General features: G+C 52.5%; 19 protein-coding genes, 1 other RNA gene and 1 pseudogene. 12 read left to right on the plus strand and 9 right to left on the minus strand.

Translation table 11 applies throughout. The features are described 5' to 3' along the window. Positions 1–3: 3 nt before the first annotated feature. A complete protein-coding gene (locus ACJJIN_RS19525) occupies positions 4–1,212 on the minus strand; it encodes an acetyl-CoA C-acetyltransferase (protein WP_413663610.1) in 1,209 nt (402 codons plus the stop codon). A gap of 385 nt (positions 1,213–1,597) precedes the next feature. On the opposite strand from ACJJIN_RS19525, the gene ACJJIN_RS19530 reads away from it, so the two are divergent. Further along, a complete protein-coding gene (locus ACJJIN_RS19530) occupies positions 1,598–2,842 on the plus strand; it encodes an OmpA family protein (RefSeq protein ID WP_444895850.1) in 1,245 nt (414 codons plus the stop codon). 93 nt (positions 2,843–2,935) lie between these two features. Here ACJJIN_RS19530 and ACJJIN_RS19535 read toward each other — a convergent pair whose 3' ends face one another. Further along, positions 2,936–3,970: an AraC family transcriptional regulator gene (locus tag ACJJIN_RS19535; RefSeq protein ID WP_444895851.1), complete on the minus strand. Its 1,035-nt coding sequence runs from the start codon at positions 3,968–3,970 to the stop codon at positions 2,936–2,938. A 364-nt stretch (positions 3,971–4,334) separates the two neighbouring features. Between ACJJIN_RS19535 and ACJJIN_RS19540 the strand changes: the two genes are divergently transcribed. Then, positions 4,335–4,667, plus strand: a complete 333-nt coding sequence (locus ACJJIN_RS19540) for a helix-turn-helix domain-containing protein (protein WP_413663608.1) — start codon at positions 4,335–4,337, stop codon at positions 4,665–4,667. Between the two features lie 25 nt (positions 4,668–4,692). Here the strand turns inward: ACJJIN_RS19540 and ACJJIN_RS19545 are convergent, their stop codons facing one another. The 3 genes from ACJJIN_RS19545 to rpiA all read right to left on the minus strand — a co-directional run bounded on the left by ACJJIN_RS19545 (position 4,693) and on the right by rpiA (position 6,699). Then, positions 4,693–5,070: a DUF4168 domain-containing protein gene (locus tag ACJJIN_RS19545; protein WP_282930932.1), complete on the minus strand. Its 378-nt coding sequence runs from the start codon at positions 5,068–5,070 to the stop codon at positions 4,693–4,695. A 313-nt stretch (positions 5,071–5,383) separates the two neighbouring features. Continuing rightward, positions 5,384–6,010, minus strand: coding sequence for a transglycosylase SLT domain-containing protein (locus ACJJIN_RS19550; protein WP_444895852.1), 627 nt, complete (start codon positions 6,008–6,010; stop codon positions 5,384–5,386). A 17-nt stretch (positions 6,011–6,027) separates the two neighbouring features. Continuing rightward, positions 6,028–6,699, minus strand: a complete 672-nt coding sequence (rpiA, locus tag ACJJIN_RS19555; RefSeq protein WP_444892233.1) for a ribose-5-phosphate isomerase RpiA — start codon at positions 6,697–6,699, stop codon at positions 6,028–6,030. A gap of 207 nt (positions 6,700–6,906) precedes the next feature. Between rpiA and ilvA the strand changes: the two are divergent. Together ilvA and ACJJIN_RS19565 are read left to right on the plus strand one after the other, a co-directional pair. Beyond that, positions 6,907–8,424 (plus strand): annotated as a pseudogene (ilvA, locus tag ACJJIN_RS19560) (threonine ammonia-lyase, biosynthetic); the annotation flags it as partial. A 244-nt stretch (positions 8,425–8,668) separates the two neighbouring features. Then, the gene (locus tag ACJJIN_RS19565) at positions 8,669–8,806 is read left to right on the plus strand and encodes a hypothetical protein (RefSeq protein WP_192879435.1); all 138 of its coding nucleotides are present in this window, start codon (positions 8,669–8,671) and stop codon (positions 8,804–8,806) included. A 93-nt stretch (positions 8,807–8,899) separates the two neighbouring features. Here ACJJIN_RS19565 and ACJJIN_RS19570 read toward each other — a convergent pair whose 3' ends face one another. The 4 genes from ACJJIN_RS19570 to ACJJIN_RS19585 form a co-directional block, all read right to left on the minus strand. Beyond that, on the minus strand, positions 8,900–9,478 hold the full coding sequence (locus ACJJIN_RS19570) for a 5-formyltetrahydrofolate cyclo-ligase (protein WP_413663606.1): 579 nt from the start codon (positions 9,476–9,478) through the stop codon (positions 8,900–8,902). A 28-nt stretch (positions 9,479–9,506) separates the two neighbouring features. After that, a non-coding RNA gene (ssrS, locus tag ACJJIN_RS19575) (6S RNA) lies at positions 9,507–9,687 on the minus strand. Between the two features lie 85 nt (positions 9,688–9,772). After that, positions 9,773–10,102, minus strand: a complete 330-nt coding sequence (locus ACJJIN_RS19580; protein ID WP_413663605.1) for a cell division protein ZapA — start codon at positions 10,100–10,102, stop codon at positions 9,773–9,775. Then, entirely contained in the window at positions 10,102–10,305 is a 204-nt protein-coding gene (locus ACJJIN_RS19585; protein ID WP_108734784.1) for a TIGR02449 family protein, read from the minus strand. Before ACJJIN_RS19585 ends, ACJJIN_RS19580 begins: the two co-directional genes overlap by 1 nt. Before the next feature lie 208 nt (positions 10,306–10,513). Here ACJJIN_RS19585 and ACJJIN_RS19590 point away from each other — a divergent pair, with 208 nt between their 5' ends. From ACJJIN_RS19590 to gcvH, 8 genes are all read left to right on the plus strand, one after another. Continuing rightward, positions 10,514–11,068 (plus strand): UPF0149 family protein, encoded by a 555-nt coding sequence (locus ACJJIN_RS19590; RefSeq protein WP_413663604.1) that lies wholly within the window; start codon positions 10,514–10,516, stop codon positions 11,066–11,068. Further along, positions 11,068–12,420, plus strand: a complete 1,353-nt coding sequence (gene pepP / locus ACJJIN_RS19595; RefSeq protein ID WP_444895853.1) for a Xaa-Pro aminopeptidase — start codon at positions 11,068–11,070, stop codon at positions 12,418–12,420. Before ACJJIN_RS19590 ends, pepP begins: the two co-directional genes overlap by 1 nt. A 64-nt stretch (positions 12,421–12,484) precedes the next feature. After that, positions 12,485–13,723 (plus strand): FAD-dependent monooxygenase, encoded by a 1,239-nt coding sequence (locus ACJJIN_RS19600; RefSeq protein WP_444895854.1) that lies wholly within the window; start codon positions 12,485–12,487, stop codon positions 13,721–13,723. 50 nt (positions 13,724–13,773) lie between these two features. Continuing rightward, entirely contained in the window at positions 13,774–15,012 is a 1,239-nt protein-coding gene (locus ACJJIN_RS19605; protein ID WP_282930941.1) for a UbiH/UbiF/VisC/COQ6 family ubiquinone biosynthesis hydroxylase, read from the plus strand. Positions 15,013–15,161: 149 nt separating this feature from the next. After that, positions 15,162–16,103: a rhomboid family intramembrane serine protease gene (locus ACJJIN_RS19610; RefSeq protein ID WP_444895855.1), complete on the plus strand. Its 942-nt coding sequence runs from the start codon at positions 15,162–15,164 to the stop codon at positions 16,101–16,103. Positions 16,104–16,108: 5 nt separating this feature from the next. Next, a complete protein-coding gene (locus ACJJIN_RS19615) occupies positions 16,109–17,224 on the plus strand; it encodes a CNNM domain-containing protein (protein WP_444895856.1) in 1,116 nt (371 codons plus the stop codon). 269 nt (positions 17,225–17,493) lie between these two features. Next, positions 17,494–18,582 (plus strand): glycine cleavage system aminomethyltransferase GcvT, encoded by a 1,089-nt coding sequence (gcvT, locus tag ACJJIN_RS19620; protein WP_444895857.1) that lies wholly within the window; start codon positions 17,494–17,496, stop codon positions 18,580–18,582. Between the two features lie 66 nt (positions 18,583–18,648). Beyond that, a complete protein-coding gene (gene gcvH, locus ACJJIN_RS19625) occupies positions 18,649–19,035 on the plus strand; it encodes a glycine cleavage system protein GcvH (RefSeq protein ID WP_444895858.1) in 387 nt (128 codons plus the stop codon). Positions 19,036–19,222: the final 187 nt, after the last annotated feature.

Genomic DNA, 19,222 nt, shown 5'->3' on the forward strand with positions numbered 1-19,222 from the left:
CCCCTAAACTCTTTCGATAATGGTTGCTACACCCATACCGCCACCCACACATAGTGTGACCAGGCCGTAGCGAAGTTGCCGTTGTTCCAGCTCATCCAGTACTGTGCCGATCAGCATTGCACCAGTCGCGCCGAGGGGGTGGCCCATAGCGATTGAGCCGCCGTTAACGTTGAGTTTTTGTGGGTCCACGTCCAACTCGTGTTGGAAACGCATCACCACTGCCGCGAAGGCTTCATTCACCTCAAAGAGGTCAATATCCTGCACCGTCAGGCCTGCGGCCTTCAGGGCTTTGCGAGTGGCGGGCGCGGGGCCTGTGAGCATGATAGTGGGTTCGGTACCCACTACCGCAGCGGAGACAATACGGGCGCGGGGGCTGAGCCCCAGATCTCGCCCGGCCTGTTCACTGCCGATCAGTAGGGCGGCTGCGCCATCGACGATTCCTGAGGAATTTCCCGCAGTGTGAACATGGTTGATTGATTCGACCTGTGGGTAACGGGATATGGCAATGCTGTCGAAGCACAGGTCACCCATCCCGGCAAAGGATGGCTTGAGTTGTGCCAGGGCCTCTATGGACGCATCTGGGCGCACCAGCTGGTCGTGATCGAGAATGGTCAGGCCATTTTGGTCACGTACGGGAATCACAGATTTTTCGAAAGCACCGCGTTTCCAGGCGGCTGCCGCTTTGTGCTGAGAGTCCAGCGCAAAGTTATCCACATCCTCGCGGGAAAATCCTCCGAGTGTAGCGATCAAGTCCGCGCCAATGCCCTGGGGTGCAAATCCAGTATCTATTGCTGTGCGTGGGTCCATTGCCCAGGCGCCGCCGTCGCTGCCCATGGGCACCCGCGACATGGACTCTACGCCTCCGGCCACTACCAGATGCTCCCACCCGGAGCGAACTTTGGTAGCGGCGAGATTGACCGCTTCGGCACCGGAGGCACAGAAGCGATTTAGAGTTACGCCACCGATATCCCAGTCCCAATTGGCAGCTAAAGCTGCAACTTTTGCGATATCGGCACCCTGATCTCCGATCGGTGTAACACAGCCCATAACGATGTCGTCCACTTTGGCAGTGTCGAATCTATTGCGGGTCTGTAATTCTTTCAGGAGATCTGAAAGCAGGGTGATAGGTTTGACTTCGTGAAGGGCACCGCTGGATTTGCCTCTGCCCCGCGGGGTGCGGATAGCATCGTAGATGTAGGCTTCGGTTGGCACGGTTTTAGCCTCTTTTTATTTTATGGTTTCGCTTATTACCATAGTGCGGTGCAGCTTGGGTTCAATGATAAAAATTGCCACGGAAGATGACTCAGCTTCCAGGTACTACCGAAAAATTCCTAGTCAAATATCTTTTTATTTATTCCAAATTAACCTAACCATGTGGAGGTACTGCCGTACACTCAAGTAAGGCGCCTAAATCTATTGAAATTTTGGCACGGTAAATTGGCACTTAAATTATCTTTGCGGCTGGAGGAATTCCATGTCAGGCAGGGTAATGGGTGATTCAGGGCATCTGAGAAAAATTTGAATGGGTAACACACGGGTGACCCCGGACAAATAAATGTACTTTGACGGTCCCTGAGGTGGTGAGCGAGGTTTGGCTATGGCGGATAATGTTTTGGATATGGCTACCGGCCAATTGGGCTCCGGGGGTATTGATGCGCTGACAAAGGCTTTGAATTTGCCGGCAGGGCAAGGTGAAGCTGCACTCTGCTCAGGCGTTGCTTACATACTGGCTGGTATGTTGAACAGGGCCAGTAGTAAAACAGGAATGGGTTATTTATTTAATTTAATTTCTGAAAGTGAAGCGCTGGATTTGTCTAAATTCGCCACCGCTATTTCCTCACCAGAAAAGTTGAAGTCAATTACAGACATCGGTGAGAAAATGCTGGAAAAAATTTTCAGCAGTCGTAAAAAAGAGGTCCTGGAAGTTGCAGCGAATAATTTGGGGAACGAGGGCGGAGATCTATTGAGTGTATCCGCACCGATAGTTACTTCGTTGATGCAAAACCAGGCCAAAGCTCAAAAAATGGATGTTTCCGACTTGGCTTCATTCCTGATTGGGCAGCGGGAGCATTTACAGGGGTATATACCGGATAACCTTCTTCAAGCAATCGACGTTCCAGATTTTGGGAGGTTGGGAGATGCTCTGGTTACCCATGGCCACGCCAAACCCCAGGAACCTCGGGCTACAGCAATTCAAGGGCCCGAAGAAAAACGTAAACCGGTTAGTTTCAGTAGCTGGTTTTTTCCTTTGCTGTTGGTACTTGTGGTTCTCTACGCATTGAATATGTGTATGTTGAAAGGAAAAAAGGAAAATTCAGAAAGTAATCCTTCCATGACCTCCCAGGAAGCGAGCTTTATGGAGTCCGCTTCACAGCCGGTAGGGGATTCCCCCCTTGAAAAAGCGGAAGAGGAAGCGCAACTGGGCCCCGATAACTTTTCCAGTAATTTACGTGATTATCTCAAGAGTTTTTCAGACAATCCCGACCGGGAATTCCCCATGCGGGTGAACTTTGAAAAGGGAACCGCAAAAATCACTAACCCTGCAGCTGAGGATATCGATGCTCTGGCAAAAATCATGCAAGACAACCCCAACCTAACCATTGCGATTGAAGGGCATGTAAAAGGTGAGGGTAATGAAATTGCAGAGCAGGAAATGTCCCAAGAACGTGCGGATGTAGTGAAAGAACTTCTACTGAAGAAGGGGATAGCGGCAAACCGTATCACTGCAACAGGAATGGGCTCAACTAAGCCTGTAGCGGAAGATATGTCAGAGAAGAGGGACCAAAAAGCCCTTAATGTTGAGCGAGTTAGTATCCGGGTAGTGACAAATTCTCAGGAGTAGCCGGGATACGGGAATCCCTTTAAAGGATATTTTCCAAGGTAGATTTCATTTATAAAAAATCCCGGTCTTTTGACCGGGATTTTTAGTGTCGCCTTAACTACGGAATTTATCCCTGTAAGCTCCGGGAGCTAGCCCTGTCCACTTTTTAAATGCGCGATTAAAAGCGCTGGGTTCGGAAAAGCCCAGGCGCTCGGCAATTTCAGCTACAGCAGTTTCCTGTTGTTTTAACTGGTAAACCGCCATATCCCGCCGAACAGAGTCTTTAATATCCTGCCAGCTGTTGCCCTCCTCTTTGAGGCGGCGGCGCAGCGTCTGTGGAGATGTGTATAAACGTGCGGCGACATCATCCAGTGACAGATTTTCGATACTGTTTTGCTGTTGCAGCATACGGCGAATACGACCGGTGAAACTGTGGTCGGATTTGTATTGGGTCAACAGGCACTCGGGGGCGCGGGACAGGAAGTCTGCCAGCTGTTGCTCATCGCGTACCAGGGGCATTTGCAAATAGCGAGTGTTAAATACCAGGCAGGTTTCACCTTGGTTAAAGTAGTGCCTGCAAGGGAACATATCGCTGTAGTCTTCGTTGTAGTCGGGCGGGGGAAACGCCAGAAGAACGCGCTCTAATAAAATGGTACGGTCGATCAGCCAGCTAAAAAAGCGCAACCAGATTACCGCGATAGATTCGACGAAAATTTGGTTGGGCAATTTTTTTTCATTGGTGTGGTGAATGATCAGTCGAGCTTCTTCACCATCTTCGACCAGCTTGATGTGCAAGTCGTCACTCACCATGCTGATAAAGCGGCTGGAGCGAAGCAGGGCTCGGCGCAGGTTGGGGCAGGTGATACAAGCGTGCCCCATCATGGCAAAAGTGCCCGGCAGCCAAGGGCGCGCCAGGAATCCTCCTGACTCATCGTTCAGAAAATCCCACTCAAGGCGTAACAAGTTGGCCATCTGCTCCCGGCCAACGCGGCTATCGGGATCATCTAGCTGGGAGGGGGCGATTCCGCTATCGATGAGTAGTTGTTGGCAGTCCAGTCCGGTCGCTTGTGCGCCAACCAGATGGGCCTTTACCGCAGCGGCGGGAATACCTAGCCCCGCTTCGCGGAGTTTGGGGTTTTCATTGTCCACTCTTTCAGCCTCACAATTATTTTCTGTCTGCTGCTGTATTACGGTATGGATTATGCGCAAACAGAGAGAGAAAGTCAGGCTTCTGCTTAATTTATATGCAACTGCCTGTGCTTTTATTAGTGGTGACAGTTTCGAACTTGATGGGCTTATGGAATAAAAGTTGTCTATTTCTGTCTTTTAATGTGTATTTTTTGCGTTAACGACTGAAAATCCCAGTTTTGCTCTCAACAATTTTCTATGCTTGATCCTCTGTGGACTGACAGTTCTTTTAAAGTTTGATAGCGATAGTGAATCACTATTTCCTCGACCTGTAAGTCATATTCGTCAACAATAGGAAAAATTCCGTTAGTGAAGGACTGGTCAAATGTCACCGACGTCTGTTGCAAGTCTGTTAAACCCGACCATCTGCCGGCGAATGTTGATTGCTTACCTGATCGAGCATATTCCGCGTCCCAATAATCCTACTTTGGAGGAGGCAACTGGATGGCCTCGCCGTACGGTGCAGGACATTATTGCGAAAGGATTGCCGGGGCATGGAACAGTTGTAGAGTTCATTCAGGAAGGCGTGCGCCACAATGACGGCTACTACCTGCTGCGTGATTGGGGGTCTTTTGACAAGAATTGGGTAAAAACCAATTTGCCGATTATTTGCCAGGTGTTAGATGTAAAGCTGGATTTGAGTGACGCAATGAGCTGATCAGAGCGCCACTCACAAAGTTGGATTACTGCTGTGGCGCGTGGCTTTGCTGAAGAATTTTATTCACTTTCTCCAGTAGGGCGGGATTCGATTTAATGCTGTTGGCAATTTCCTGGTATTTGGTTTTGGAAAGGCCGGCTTTTTCAATTGCGGCGATCATTTTTCCCTGTGCTTCTTTGTTGATCGCTTCCGCTTCCTTGATATCGGCAGCCGCTTTCAGTTTGGGAGCGTATTCTCGACTCAGCATCACGATAGAGCGATAGGCGTTGGCAAATTGCTTGAGCTGCGGTTCGCTAAACGAAGCTTTGGGGGCGGTTGTTTGGCTGGTAGCAGGTTGTGCGAAGGTCATCGGCACGCTGAGTGATATTGCCAATACAGCCAGGTATTTCAAAAAGAGCTTCATCGGGCACTCCAAAAAGTATAAGGACGCTTTTGCTTCTCAGAGGGAGCACCCAGCGTCACGTTGGGGCTGTAAATTTATGCTTGTGGCGGAGCTTTAGTGACCTGTACCAAGTCTAAAGCGGGTAGCTATTAGTCTTCAGCGTAGTCAGTTTCTGGCGCCTTGTAGCGCCTTTTTCCGCCAGCAAGGAGAATTTTTCCTGGAGTGGTTGTGAGGTCATAAAATTTAGTGAGCGACTGCCGCCGCTCATAATGCAGGAAAACTGCACCGGATTTAAACCGAGGTGGGCCTTGCGACTAACGGTCGCTGTGATCAGCTAGAAAATCCAGAGAAATTTCTTGCGTTTTTTCAGCGACTGTTCGCAGCTATTGAGTTGTTGCTGATATTTTTGCGCCCTGGCAGATACCTTGTGGGATACATTCTTTAGCCAGGCTTTATTCTGGAATGTGCGCCGATTAAAACCACCGTGCCCCTCGTGGTAGGCGAGGTAAAGGCTGTAGGTGTCATTGGCGCGTATCTGGCACTGGCGTGCACTGGTGTTGTTATACCAGCCGATAAAATCGATGGCGTCGCCAAAATCATCCCGATCGGCACCGTAGTTAAAGGAAGACCTTTGGTAGTGGCGCCAAGTGGTCCCCAGAGCCTGGGGATAACCGTAGGCATCGGACGGCCTCGGGCCGGGGATAAAGCCCAGGATCTTGGTGCGCGGGGGCTTGGCATCATGCACAAAACGGGATTCCTGGTGCATGATTGCCATCATCACTGCAATTGGAGAGCCCCATTTTTCCTCCGCATCTTTTGCCTCGCCGTACCACTTCTTTTTTTCCTGGAAAATAGAGCAGACGTTGTTGAGATTACTTGGAGGCGCGGTTGCACAGCCGCTGCTCAGTGCAACAGCACTGAGCAAAACCAGCAGTCCGCATTTTTTATTTTTTTTGTGCATAACTATTTACGACATGTTTAAACGGTAATGGTCTTCACTCCGGCACTGGTGCCAAGCAGTAAAATATCGGCGGAGCGCTTGGCAAAGATACCGTTGGTCACCACACCGGTAATGTTATTGATGGTTTCTTCAAGGACAGTGGGGTGTTCGATACGCAGATTGTATACATCGAGAATGGCATTGCCATTATCTGTGATCACACCTTGCCGATAAACCGGATCACCGCCCAGTTTAACCAGCTCCCGGGCAACCAGCGAGCGTGCCATGGGGATAACTTCAACCGGTAGGGGAAACTCTCCCAGGACTTTTACCCACTTGCTCTCATCGGCAATGCAGATAAATTCTTCAGAGCAGGCCGCCACGATTTTTTCTCTAGTCAATGCAGCACCACCACCTTTGATCATTTCAAGGGCCGGGTTCACTTCATCGGCACCATCCACATAGAACTGGATGCCGTCGACGGCATTAAGTTCATAAACGGGAATGCCGTGGGATTTGAGTCGCTGTGCGGAGGCTTCAGAACTGGCCACAGTGCCGTCAAAGGTACCTTTGATCTCCGCCAGGTAATCGATAAAGAAGTTAGCGGTGGAACCGGTACCTACGCCGACAATGGAATTGTCCTCCAGGCGCGGGGCGATATAGTCGATAGCGGCGCGAGCTGTCGCCTGTTTCAATTCATCCTGGGTCATACTCTGGATAGTTTCCTTTGCAATTATTTCGCCTTAATTTGTATCTGACGATAAAAAAAAGCGCGTCTGGTTGTTTTTTGTGGCAAATATGCTTCTCAAGGCTTAGACTGTCATGCCGGTGCTGCGCTTCACACAGGGCCTTTGTAACCCTGCTATTAGTCTACGCTGAGTCGCGCACAGTAATTAACCGCTACGGCCGTCAAACACGTCATGCCCAAGTCCTATATCAAGCGCATTTTAGACGCACGTATTTACGATGTCGCTACCGAGACGCCATTGGAGCAAATGCGCCAACTCTCCCATCGCTTTAACAACCGGATTCTGTTGAAGCGCGAAGATCTGCAGCCGGTGTTTTCCTTCAAGATTCGAGGGGCATACAACAAGCTCCTGCAGTTGCCCGCCGAGGAGCGGGCCCGGGGAGTGATTGCTGCATCGGCGGGTAACCATGCCCAGGGGCTTGCCCTGAGCGCTGCCCAAATGGGAGTGCGCGCCACTATAGTGATGCCCAAAACCACCCCGCAAATTAAGGTGAGTGCTGTGCGCATGCGCGGTGCCGAAGTCGTGCTACATGGAGATACTTTTGATGAAGCGGCGGCGAGGGCTCGAGAGCTGGTTGAAGAGCGGGGGTTGGTATTTATCCACCCCTACGATGACCCCGATGTAATCGCCGGCCAGGGCACCGTGGCTATGGAGATACTGCGACAGCACTCGGGTAACCTGGACGCGGTGTTTATTCCGGTCGGAGGGGGTGGTTTAGCTGCGGGTATGGCCGCCTATATCAAATATGTACGTCCGGAAACCAAAGTGTACGGTGTAGAGCCGCAGGATGCTGCCTGTCTGGAGGCCGCGCTGAAAGCCGGCGAGCGCGCTCGGCTAGCGGAGGTGGGCTTGTTTGCCGATGGTGTTGCCGTTGCACAAATCGGTGAGGAGACCTTCCGGGTTCTGCGCGAAACCGTGGATGGGGTTATCACTGTTAGTACCGATGAAATCTGTGCGGCCATTAAGGATATATTCGAGGATACACGCTCTATCGCTGAGCCGGCCGGAGCCGTCGGTTTGGCGGGGCTGAAGAAATATCTGGAGCAAAACGACAATCGCAATGGCACCTTCGCCACAGTGTGCAGTGGAGCCAATATTAATTTTGATCGCCTGCGCTACATTAGCGAGCGCACTGAGATCGGTGAAAAGCGCGAGGCGGTCCTCGCGGTAAAAATTGCTGAGCAACCGGGCAGTTACCTGCAGTTCTGCCGGGATTTAGGGGACCGCTCAATCACTGAGTTTAACTATCGTTTTGCCAGTGATAATGAAGCGCATATCTTTGTGGGCCTGCAGGTGGTATCTGAGGAAGACCGCAGCCAATTGGTCAGTCAGCTTGAGTCCAAAGATTATCAGGTTACCGATCTTACCGATAACGAAATGGCGAAACTGCATATTCGCCATTTAGTGGGAGGTAGAGTGCCGGGCTTGCCCGACGAAGTTATTTACCGCTTTGAATTTCCCGAGCGCCCGGGGGCCTTGCGCAAGTTCCTCGAGCATCTCGCCGGGCGTTGGAATATAACGCTGTTTCATTACCGCAATCACGGGGCAGCTTATGGGCGTGTCCTTGTGGGATTGCAGGTGGAGCCGGCAGCGAGGGACGAACTACAGACACTATTACACCAGCTTCAATTTCGTTTTTGGGATGAAACACAGAATCCGGCTTATCGGTTATTTTTGGGCGCTTAAACCATCGCTTCCCGATACCTGAGAAAGACGTCTCATTTATCGAAACGTGTATAGACTGCAAATCCTGTTTTGTCGAACTTGCTTGTCTAATTTTGAGACAAAAAACTCATAAAATATCCAATAAACGGTTACTATTACGCCGCTTCTTGAGTATTGTCTATTCGCGTGGAACTTTTGCTGTGGCTCTGGTCATAAGCGGGGCGAAACGCATATAAAAACAAAATTATCGTACAGGATGGTCCCAATGAAAGCCGATGCGCTGACAATCGCTGTGGTTGTCTTTGTCGCGGGCGTTCTGTTGAGTACCAGTGGTTTATCTGAGGTATTTTCTTCCGAAGCTGAACCGCCGGCTGCTCTGCAACAGGGAGTGGTTACCCGTTAGGCTGATGCCGGGGGGGCGCTCTGCCCACGAGCAAACACAAAAAAAGCCGGACACTTAGGTGTCCGGCTTTTTTTGTGCTCCACTATCCACTTTTTAGCGGCAGCGGTAAATCCTTTGCTCTGTAACCACCATATCCAGTGGAATATCCCAATTGTCTGTGGGCAGGTTATCCACACATTGTAGATGGTGCGCCGCGCCGATAAGTTGTGGTCCAGTGCCTGGTAATAACTGTTTGCGCTCAAAAGTCCGATCGTAGAAACCGGCCCCCATACCCAAGCGCGCTCCGCTGGGATCGAAGGCGACCAGAGGAACCAAAACAAGATCCAGGAGCTTGGGAGCGCGGTGAGCTGTGCGCACAGGCTCCGGAATGCGATAGCGATTGCGAAAAGCCAGGGGTTCGCCTTGCCAACGCCTGAACCGGAGGTGGGGGTGTGGTTCTGCCGGCAGCTGTGGCAAATAAAAATGTTTTTGTGGAAAACGTTGCAGCAGGTAGCGGACATCCAGCTCGCCATCAGTCGGCCAATAGATACCGACATGCACTGCTCGATTCATTTGTGGGATACGGCTCAGGAGAGTGATGGCTGCACGGCCATGCAAACGCTGTTGATAGGCGCTGAGTTCCCGTCGCCCCGCGCGCATACGGCGGCGCAGTTGCGTTTTGGTTTCAGTCATTGTGGGAAGAGAAGAGCGTGAAGAAATAGGGTACCCCGAGTGTGCGGCTGTAGACGGAGCCTTGAACCGTAAGGTTCAAGGTGGTGGGATCCGGAGTACATAAGGCTTTCCGCTACAAGGCGGACTTGCTCACCAGCACCCGCTGGAAACCACCGGGGTAAGATTATCGGCTCAAGGACATAGTCTGCTGGCCAACACCCCAGGGTATGAACCAATTATAACTTGTAGAGCGGGGGGCTGTTAACCAGAAATTTAAATGAAGTGACCGGTAGCAGAAAGTGGCTTCTTGTCACCTTACTCCTGAAGTTTTTCTTCCGAGTCTATTTCGCCCAGTGCACTTTGCACCTTATCAGTAAGTCGCTCCAACATTTCCTCTTGCAGGGGAATGGAGCTGAGCTCAGCTTTCGCCTGGATAAGCTCGTGGGCAATATTAAGCGCTGCCATTACGGCGATACGCTCTAAGCCGATGACAGTACCTGTTGCGCGGATGCGGGACATGCGTTCGTGTAGCAGGTGTGCCGAAGCCTGTAGTCCGGCGCGCTCGCTTTCCGCGCAGGCGACACGGTACTCTTTATCGAGAATAGAAACAGTTACAGTTTCGGAGGGTGATGCGGTTTCAGACATCAGGTATCTTGCGTTAGCCCCTTAAGACGGTTAATCATAGCTTCTACCCGCGAGCGGGCGGCCTCGTTATTTTTTATCAGGCGCTGGCGTTCACGCAGCCAGTCGGCTTCCTGCCGGCGTAATTCACGATTGTCATCCGCCAATTGTTGACAGCGGGCAATGAGTGAATCCACGGTGCTTTCTAGCGCTTGCAGCTTATCCATATTTCCTGCATTTGAGGTCGACGTCTGAGTTCGCAACACGACAGACTGCGAGGGATTCCGCTACTATATTGCCGGCGTATTGGTGGGTCAATCGCTGCACCTGCGCGGACAATCACAAAATTGTCTCTTAATGCCTCAAATTCCCGGTTTGGCACCAGTGTGACGGCCGGATTGAAAAGCCTAATTTACAAAAAGCTGTACGGTAACCATGACTTCTGAAGCTAGCCGATTTGAACTCCTCGCCAACGCCATTCTCTCAGCTGGGGGGCAGGCTGATCCCAGTGAATTACACGGTTTTATCTGTGGCATTTTGGCGGCGGGCGAGCGACCGGACAAACAGCGTTGGCAGAATGAGCTGGCCGGATTGCTCGATGTGGAGGCGGTGCCGGCAGATCTCAATCGGGATTTTTTCCAGCTGACTGAGGAAAGCCACAAGCAGCTCGACGGCTCTAACTTCGATTTTCAGTTGGTGCTGTGCGATGACGAAGATGTTGTCTCCCGCGCTCTGGCGCTGGGTCATTGGTGCGATGGGTTCCTGCACGGCTTTGGTGTCGGCGGGGCCCGGGAAAAATTGATGCCCACCAGTGACGAAGCTTTAAAAGATATTAGTGCCATCGCCCAATTGGATGCCGAACATGTTGAAGAGGGTGAGGAGACTGAGCTGCAACTGGTGGAACTGCAGGAATACGTGCGCGTAGCCGTACTCAATATATTTACTGAGGTAAAGGGTAAGGACTCCAATAGCGAGCCCACCATTCACTGATGTCTAAGACCCCGAAAACCACAGCGGGAATCAGTCGATCTGAGTACGCCCGTCGACGCAACCGCCTGATGGCAGAATTGCCCGCAGGTAGTTTGGCAATCGTGTCATCTGCTGGGGAGCAACTGCGTTCCCGGGATACTTATTTTCCGTTTCGCCAGGACAGTGATTTTTTGTATCTCACTGGGTTTGATGAACCGGAAGCGCTGCTGGTTTTGGTGCCGGGACGAACACAGGGAGAAACCCTGCTGTTCTGTCGCGAGCGCGATACGGAAAAAGAAAAGTGGGATGGCCCGCGCCTGGGGCCGGAGCGCGCGATGCAGCAGTGCGGCTTGAACGATGCATTTCCCATCGGTGATCTCGATGATATTTTGCCGGGGCTGCTAGAAGGGCGCGAGCTGCTCTATTTCCCCATGGGCCGCTACGCCCATTTGGATAAGCGAATCCGCAATTACCTTGAGCGTATTACCGCAGCGCCGAATACCGGGGGTGCACCGGAAATGGTCGACCTCGATTACCAGTTGCGGGAAATGCGGCTGATTAAGTCGGCCCAGGAAATTCGCTTAATGGAGCAGGCGGCGAAAATTAGTGCCGAGGCACACAGCCGGGCTATGACCCGATGCCAGCCGGGCCTTTACGAATACCAGCTGGAGGCTGCTCTCCTGCATACCTTTGTCGACTCCGGAGCTCGGGAAACAGCCTATCCCACTATCGTTGGGGGTGGCGGCAATGCGTTGGTGATGCACTATTGCAGTAATAATGCCCAGTTGCGCGATGGGGACTTGGTGCTGGTGGATGCGGGCTGTGAGTACCGTGGTTATGTGGCCGATATTACTCGCACCTATCCGGTTAATGGTTCATTTAGCGGACCGCAGCGCGCACTTTATGAGATCGTTTTGGCGGCACAGCAAGCGGCGATTGAACAGGTTTCAGTGGGCAATCACTGGGACCATCCCCACGCTGCCAGTGTTGAGATAATCACTCAGGGGTTGGTCGATTTAGGACTGTTGCGAGGCGACACCCAGGGGTTGATAGAGTCTGGCGCTTATCGGCAGTTTTATATGCACCGGGTTGGCCATTGGCTGGGCATGGATGTGCACGATGTGGGTGATTATCGCATTCATGGAGCCTGGCGCCAGCTGGAAGCCGGAATGGTAATGACGGTCGAACCCGGAATTTATGTCCCGGAGGACGATGAGAGTATTCCCGCAGAATTTCGCGGGATCGGGATTCGAATCGAAGATGATGTCGCACTTACCAATAGAGGGCCTCAGATCCTCTCAGCAGCGGCTCCAAAAGCGATTGAAGATATTGAATACACCATGCTTCATGGACGGGACTTACTGACCCGTTAGAAGTGATTGTTGGATTGTTCGGCCAATAATATTTCAATGCCGAATAATCAAAGGGGGAATTGGGATGGGTGAGTCGGCGCGTAAAGTAGATGTGGCCATTGTCGGTGGCGGTATGGCGGGAGCCAGCCTGGCATTAATGTTGTCACATTTTTGTCCTCAACTCAGTGTGGCGCTCCTGGAGCAGAGAGCACTGCCGGATGCCGCTGCCAGTATTCAGTTGCCGAGTTTCGACACGCGAGCCACGGCCATTGCCGCAGGCAGCTTGCAGTTATTTGCGGAGCTTGGGCTCTGGCCTGCTCTGCAAGCCTATAGCGCCCCGATTGATCGTATTCATGTGAGTGATCGGGGGCATGCATTTGGCGCCGCCCTCTCGACCCGTGAGGGACAGGGAGTCAACTTTGAGGGCATTCTGGGCGCAGTAATAGAAAATGCAGCGCTGGGCCCGATTCTCCACAGTGCACTGACTAGCACTTCCACCCAATTATTAGCGCCGGCGCAGGTTACTGACATTACCATGACCTCTGTGGGCGCAAACCTGTTGTGGCGACCCGAGGAGAATTCCCCCGATCAGGCACTGTCCTGCGGATTGGTGGTCGTTGCCGATGGGGTGAACTCCCCCCTTTGCCGCCAGCTGGGAATAGAGATCAGCTCGGTTAAGTACCCTCAGAGAGCACTAGTCGCTACGGTCGCTCTGCAACAGCCTCACCAAGGTGTGGCTTACGAGCGCTTCACCCGAATGGGCCCCATGGCACTTTTACCGCTGCCAGATAGAGAAGGGCAGCACCGCGCGGCACTAGTGTGGGCTTGCGAGGAAGCAGAAGCTGAGCGTGTTGGTGTAATGCCTGAGGCTGAACGCCTGAAAAAACTGCAGCAGGTATTTGGCTGGCGTGCCGGACGTTTTATTAAAGTTGGAGCTGTTCAGGGGTATCCACTGAGTTTATCGATCGCCCAGGAACAGTGGCGCCGGAATGTGGTGTTGATGGGCAATTGCGCCCACTTTCTGCACCCAGTAGCAGGGCAGGGTTTTAACCTGACTCTGCGGGACTGTTATGGATTGGCACAAGCCCTGTCGACAGTGACGTCGGATACATTGCTAGGGCGGCTCGATTTCCTGCAGAAATACGGAGAGATGCGCCAGCTGGACCAGCAATTGACGATTGGATTCAGTGACCGTATTCCCACACTGTTTTCCTCTTCCGGTTGGCTGCAACAGGGAATTCGTCAGTTGGGAATGCTCGGCCTTACAATGGTCCCGCCGCTGCGCCGGGAATTTGTCAGTCAGGCGGCGGGATTTGGGCTTTAAAAGGTGCAGGGTCGGAGACGGCTACTGCCACTTCAGCGGAATTGGCTTTTATGAACAGACATCGTTTGGATTTTGCCATTGTGGGTGCGGGCATGGTGGGCATGGCCCAGGCAGCGCTGCTGGCAGTTCGGCACCCGGGCATGCGTCTGGCCTTGCTGGAGGCATCCCCGGAGACAACGCCGCAATTGTCTCCGCAGTATGAACCCCGCGTGGTGGCCCTGACACAGGCCTCCCGCGAGCTGCTCGAAGAGGTGGGAGCCTGGGATGATATTGCCAGCCGCCGCGCCTGCCCCTATGTGGAAATGCGGGTTTGGGATGCAGATGGAACCGGCTCAGTAAGCTTTAACAGCCGCGATGTGCAGCTGCCGAATCTCGGTCATATCGTCGAGAATAATGTCATTGTCGCCGCGTTAAGAGCACGGCTGGAAACCCTACCCAACGTGGAGTTGGTCAATGGTTTTCGCCTGGAGAGCTGGTGGCGCGACTGCGGACTCTGGCATTTACAGCCTCGCGGTGAAGATCGCTTAAATGAAGAGGATGGCCTCCGTGAGCAACCTGAGATAGTGCGCACCCGCCTGTTAATCGGTGCCGATGGCGCCCGCTCTAAAGTGCGGGACTTACTGCATATCCGCTCCCAGGATACCGATTACCATCAAACTGCATTGGTGTGTGTCGCGCGCAGTGAGAAATCTCACCGTCACACCGCTTGGCAGCGTTTTTTACAAACGGGTCCACTGGCATTTTTACCTCTCGCGGGGTTGGGGGATGACAATCACTGCGCCGTGGTTTGGTCTGCGGATGAAGAGCTGGCGCAAGAGCTATTGATGCTGGATGACCAGGCCTTTGCCCTGAACTTGGAAAAAGCCTTTGAGAGCCGTTTGGGCAAAGTGGAATCCGTCAGTGAGCGCTTTTCCTTCCCCCTGCGCGCGCGCCATGCGGAACGTTATCGTGGCCCTGGTGCTGTATTGGTGGGAGACGCCGCCCACAGTATCCACCCCCTCGCGGGCCAGGGTGTAAATCTTGGGCTGCAGGATGTGCGGGTGCTGGCAGATGAAATTGACCGCGCTATGGCGCGCGGCCTGGAGCCCTCTCACTCTTCAGTGTTGGCCCGCTACGAACGCCGCCGTCGCGGCGACAACGCCGCCACTATGAAAGCGATGAGCGCCTTTAAGTCTTTGTTCGGTGCTGGCGATGTGCACTGGCGCTGGCTGCGTAACACTGGGTTGAGCATGGTAGATGCCAGCCCCATGTTAAAGAAGCGGATTATTATGCGGGCTATGGCGGTTTAAATTTGCTATTCCCGCAAAAACGGATCGGGAGAAAGTGCTCGGTGGGGGTGTCAGAGAAGTTGCTGGTGTTTACCTATCTACTAAGTGGCTTTTCCCTGAGGCAGAGGAGAATTAAAAGCCTTGCCGTCGATAAAAAAGGTTAATTTCAATTGAGTCACTGGATTACTGTTTACTCATTTCCTATATCAAAGGATCTCAGCGCGCTTTTTCGCTTAATACAGCGTTACCAATTGCCATTGAGAATTGCTGAGGAAGAAAATCAGCAGGCGTTATTGACGACAGATTCAGGTATAGCTGAATTGCTGAAGCCGCTTTTGCAAGATTGGGAGCGGGGATTAGTTGATCTGGACAGAGTTCAGCTAACAAAGGCAGAACCAGCGGCCGGCGACCATTTACCGGGTGAAGAGGGACAAGCACCAAAGGAGAAAGCACCTGTAAGCCCCTCATTTTTACCGACTTTCCCAATGGATAAAACACCGATTAGTTTACTGCTTATCGGCCTGTGTTTTTTTGGTTGGTTTTTACATTCCAATAATCTGTCTGCACCGCTTTTAATATATCCAGATACCAGTGGTGGCCCACTTTTCTCACAGTCGTCTTTAATGTGGCACTTGGAGAGAGGGGAGTTTTGGCGATTGTGGACCCCTGCAATCATCAACTTGTCTTTTCAGCATGCCCTGTTCAATGCTCTGGCTATCTGGATACTTGGGCGTCCACTGGAAGCACGCGGAGGGCCATTTATTTATAGCCTTCTAGTGTTGCTCGGCGGGATTGCAGCTAATTTATCCCAATATGCCTGGAAGCCCGAGGTGATATTCGCTGGAATGTCGGGTGCTGTATACACGCTGGTCGGATTTGCTGTGGTGATGCAGCGTTGGCAACCGGCATGGAGAGATATACCCCCGGGTATTATTACCCTGGCGATTGTGTGGATGATATTGTGCGTTCTTGGAGTGATTACCTATTTTACTGGGATCGGTATCGCCAATGCTGCGCATTTAGGAGGCTTTTTTGCCGGTTTTTTGATTGCGCTGGTTTACTGCGTTGCTGGTGGTGCGCGAAAATTTAACTCTTATCCCGCTTCAACCTGAATTATATGATTTTACTGATAACCTACGTTTTTATTGCCCTTGGCTTTTCTTTTCTGTGCTCGATAGCAGAGTCAGTTATTCTCAGCGTAACTACCCCATACGTGCGCCTGATGGAGCGGGAGGGGCATAAAGCGGGGCCTTTGCTGCGCAAATTGAAGTCGGATATTAATGCCCCCCTGGCCGCAATTCTCACCCTGAATACCATTGCTCACACTGCGGGTGCTGCGGGTGCGGGCGCTCAGGCGGCAGCGGTTTTTGGCAATGAATATCTGGGGTTAGCTTCTGCGATCCTGACCCTGTTGATCCTGGTCTTTTCTGAAATTATCCCTAAAACCCTGGGAGCTGTGTACTGGCGCCAGCTGGCCCCCTCGACCGCTTATATGTTGCGCGGCCTGGTGTGGTTACTGTACCCATTTGTAAAAATGTCCGAATGGCTGACCAAAGGCATGTCCCACGGCCCAACCCTGACAGGCTTTAGTCGCGATGAATTTGCCATTATGGCGGAGATTGGCGAGGCCGAAGGGCAGTTGGAGCAGCGGGAGTCCAGCATCCTGCGCAACCTGTTCTTTACCCTGCGGGACCACTCCGTGCGCGAAGTGATGACTCCCCGCACGGTGGTCTTCTCCCTGCCGCAGGACATTACTGTGGAAGAGGCCTACGAGGACGCTGAGAAAGGGCGCTTCTCCCGTATTCCGATCTATGAAAATCGCGATCAGGATTGTGTAGTGGGTTTTGTATTGCGACAGGAGCTATTGCTGGCCTACGCCAAAGGCGAGCACCAGAAAACTCTGGCGGATTATCGCCGTGAAATGTTGATCCTGCCGGAAACAGCCACCATCTACCAAGCGTTCCAGAAAATGCTGTCCCGCCGCGTGCAGATTAGTGCTGTTATGGACGAATATGGCAGTCTCGAGGGCTTGGTGACCCTGGAGGATCTGCTGGAGACCCTGCTCGGCGAAGAAATTGTCGACGAGGCAGATAAAACACCCGACCGCCAGGAGCTGGCTAAGCGTTTGTGGCGCTGGAGATCGAAGAAGTACGGCCTCAAAGTCGACGAATCTGCAAACACAGAAGAGAACGCGGAAGAGGCTGGTCAAGGGCGCGACCGGGGCAGCGACTGATTAAGAATTTATCTGATCAAAAAATGATCATTTCTGCACTAGCCCAATACAGCGGGTGTTGGGTATTGCCCGATTCCCAAACGCGGGCGAATGCAGGATAGAGCGCCAGCGGAATCTTTGACGGCCTCTGTGAACCTGGACAGGTTTTACTACCAATGCCTGCTAGGCTTGCAGAGCATATATATTGCCGCGCCTGCCCCGCTGGCAAGGCCGGTACCCAAGCCGCTAGAATACGCCGCTTCGGAACCTGACGGACTGAGATTTTAAAAATGGGAAATAGAACTCCTCTGTATGACACGCATGTCGCTATGGGCGGCAAAATGGTGGATTTCGGTGGATGGGACATGCCGCTGCACTACGGTTCGCAGCTGGATGAGCACAACAAGGTGCGCACCGATGCGGGGATGTTCGATGTCTCCCATATGACCGTGGTTGACGTAGATGGCGCCCAGGCCCGCGACTACCTGCGCTACCTGCTGGCCAATGATGTGGCCAAGCTGGATGGCAACCCGGGTAAGGCCCTTTACACCGGCATGCTCAATGACAAAGGCGGTGTGATTGACGACCTGATCGTCTACCTGCGCGATCCCGGCTACCGAGTGGTTGTTAACTGTGCAACTCGCGAGAAAGATCTGGCGTGGATGCGCAAGCAGGCAGAGTCCTTCGATGTGACCCTGACAGAGTGCCCGGATGTAGCGATGGTCGCTATCCAGGGCCCCAATGCCACCGAGAAAACCAAAGAGGTTTTGGGCATTGATTGGACTTCCGCGATTGATGCACTAAAAGTTTTCCAAAGCGTTGCCCGGGGTGGCTGGTTCGTAGCGCGCACCGGTTACACCGGTGAAGATGGCCTGGAAATTATGTTGCCGGGTGAAGACGCCAGTGGTTTCTGGCGCGCCTTGGCCGAAGCGGGCGTTTCCCCTTGTGGACTGGGTGCACGCGACACCCTGCGCCTGGAAGCGGGTATGAACCTGTACGGGCATGAGATGGACGATGAGACCTCTCCGTTGGTTGCCAACATGGCCTGGACGGTTGCCTGGGCACCGGAGAGCCGCAACTTTATCGGCCGTGGTGTTCTGGAGCAGGAAAAAGCCGATGGCGTTAAGCACAAGCTTGTAGGCCTGGTGCTTGAAGAGCGCGGTGTATTGCGCGCAGGTCAACCGGTAGTGGTAGACGATAGTGATGACCGGGGTATCATTACCAGCGGCACTTTCTCCCCCACACTGGGTTACTCTATCGCCTTGGCGCGAGTTCCGGTGAGTGTTGGTGATACCGCACAGGTGGAAATCCGCAAGAAACTGCAGCCAGTCAAGGTGGTTAAGCCCTGCTTCGTACGCAACGGCAAGTCAGTTATTTAAGCGTCGCCCAGAGGTGTACGCGTCACTAAGACAATAAACTTAGATGCTTAATCAAGGGATAACAGCATGAGCGAAATCCGCAATGAATTAAAATACCTCTCCAGCCACGAGTGGGCACGCCTGGAAGAGGACGGCACCGTAACCATCGGCATCAGCGATCACGCTCAAGATGCCCTGGGTGATGTGGTTTACGTTGAGACTCCAGAAGTGGGCACCAACCTGGCTGCTGGTGACGAGGCAGGAGTAGTTGAATCCGTTAAAGCTGCCAGCGATATCTACTCCCCGGTTTCCGGTGAAGTAGTTGCTGTCAATGAAGCTCTGGAAGACGCTCCGGAAACTGTAAACTCCTCTCCTTACGACGATGGCTGGTTCTTCCGCATTAAGCCCTCCGACGTGAGTGAGCTGGACAATATGCTGGATGCAGACACATATCGCTCAGAGTCCGAAGACTAATAGAGCGAATGTGCTGAAAAGCATATTAAAAAAAGGCTGTGGGTAATCCCCACAGCCTTTTTTATTTGTCATGAGCTTTTTAAAGTTTGCTATCTTCTGAACTTGTATACCTAGAGTATGAGATAAATCCCTAATTAAAGGTTTAGAAAAATGCAATGTCAAAATGAATATCTTTTTAATTCCTGTG

This window comes from Microbulbifer maximicatervae (SeqCode), assembly GCF_052467505.1.

Bases quoted from the DNA above. Each gene is read 5' to 3' on its own strand.
- ACJJIN_RS19530 (WP_444895850.1), top strand. From the start codon at position 1,598: ATGGCGGATAATGTTTTGGATATGGCTACCGGCCAATTGGGCTCCGGG.
- ACJJIN_RS19540 (WP_413663608.1), top strand. From the start codon at position 4,335: ATGTCACCGACGTCTGTTGCAAGTCTGTTAAACCCGACCATCTGCCGG.
- ACJJIN_RS19545 (WP_282930932.1), bottom strand. From the start codon at position 5,070: ATGAAGCTCTTTTTGAAATACCTGGCTGTATTGGCAATATCACTCAGC.
- ACJJIN_RS19550 (WP_444895852.1), bottom strand. From the start codon at position 6,010: ATGCACAAAAAAAATAAAAAATGCGGACTGCTGGTTTTGCTCAGTGCT.
- rpiA (WP_444892233.1), bottom strand. From the start codon at position 6,699: ATGACCCAGGATGAATTGAAACAGGCGACAGCTCGCGCCGCTATCGAC.
- ACJJIN_RS19565 (WP_192879435.1), top strand. From the start codon at position 8,669: ATGAAAGCCGATGCGCTGACAATCGCTGTGGTTGTCTTTGTCGCGGGC.
- ACJJIN_RS19570 (WP_413663606.1), bottom strand. From the start codon at position 9,478: ATGACTGAAACCAAAACGCAACTGCGCCGCCGTATGCGCGCGGGGCGA.
- ACJJIN_RS19580 (WP_413663605.1), bottom strand. From the start codon at position 10,102: ATGTCTGAAACCGCATCACCCTCCGAAACTGTAACTGTTTCTATTCTC.
- ACJJIN_RS19585 (WP_108734784.1), bottom strand. From the start codon at position 10,305: ATGGATAAGCTGCAAGCGCTAGAAAGCACCGTGGATTCACTCATTGCC.
- ACJJIN_RS19590 (WP_413663604.1), top strand. From the start codon at position 10,514: ATGACTTCTGAAGCTAGCCGATTTGAACTCCTCGCCAACGCCATTCTC.
- pepP (WP_444895853.1), top strand. From the start codon at position 11,068: ATGTCTAAGACCCCGAAAACCACAGCGGGAATCAGTCGATCTGAGTAC.
- ACJJIN_RS19600 (WP_444895854.1), top strand. From the start codon at position 12,485: ATGGGTGAGTCGGCGCGTAAAGTAGATGTGGCCATTGTCGGTGGCGGT.
- ACJJIN_RS19605 (WP_282930941.1), top strand. From the start codon at position 13,774: ATGAACAGACATCGTTTGGATTTTGCCATTGTGGGTGCGGGCATGGTG.
- ACJJIN_RS19615 (WP_444895856.1), top strand. From the start codon at position 16,109: ATGATTTTACTGATAACCTACGTTTTTATTGCCCTTGGCTTTTCTTTT.
- gcvT (WP_444895857.1), top strand. From the start codon at position 17,494: ATGGGAAATAGAACTCCTCTGTATGACACGCATGTCGCTATGGGCGGC.
- gcvH (WP_444895858.1), top strand. From the start codon at position 18,649: ATGAGCGAAATCCGCAATGAATTAAAATACCTCTCCAGCCACGAGTGG.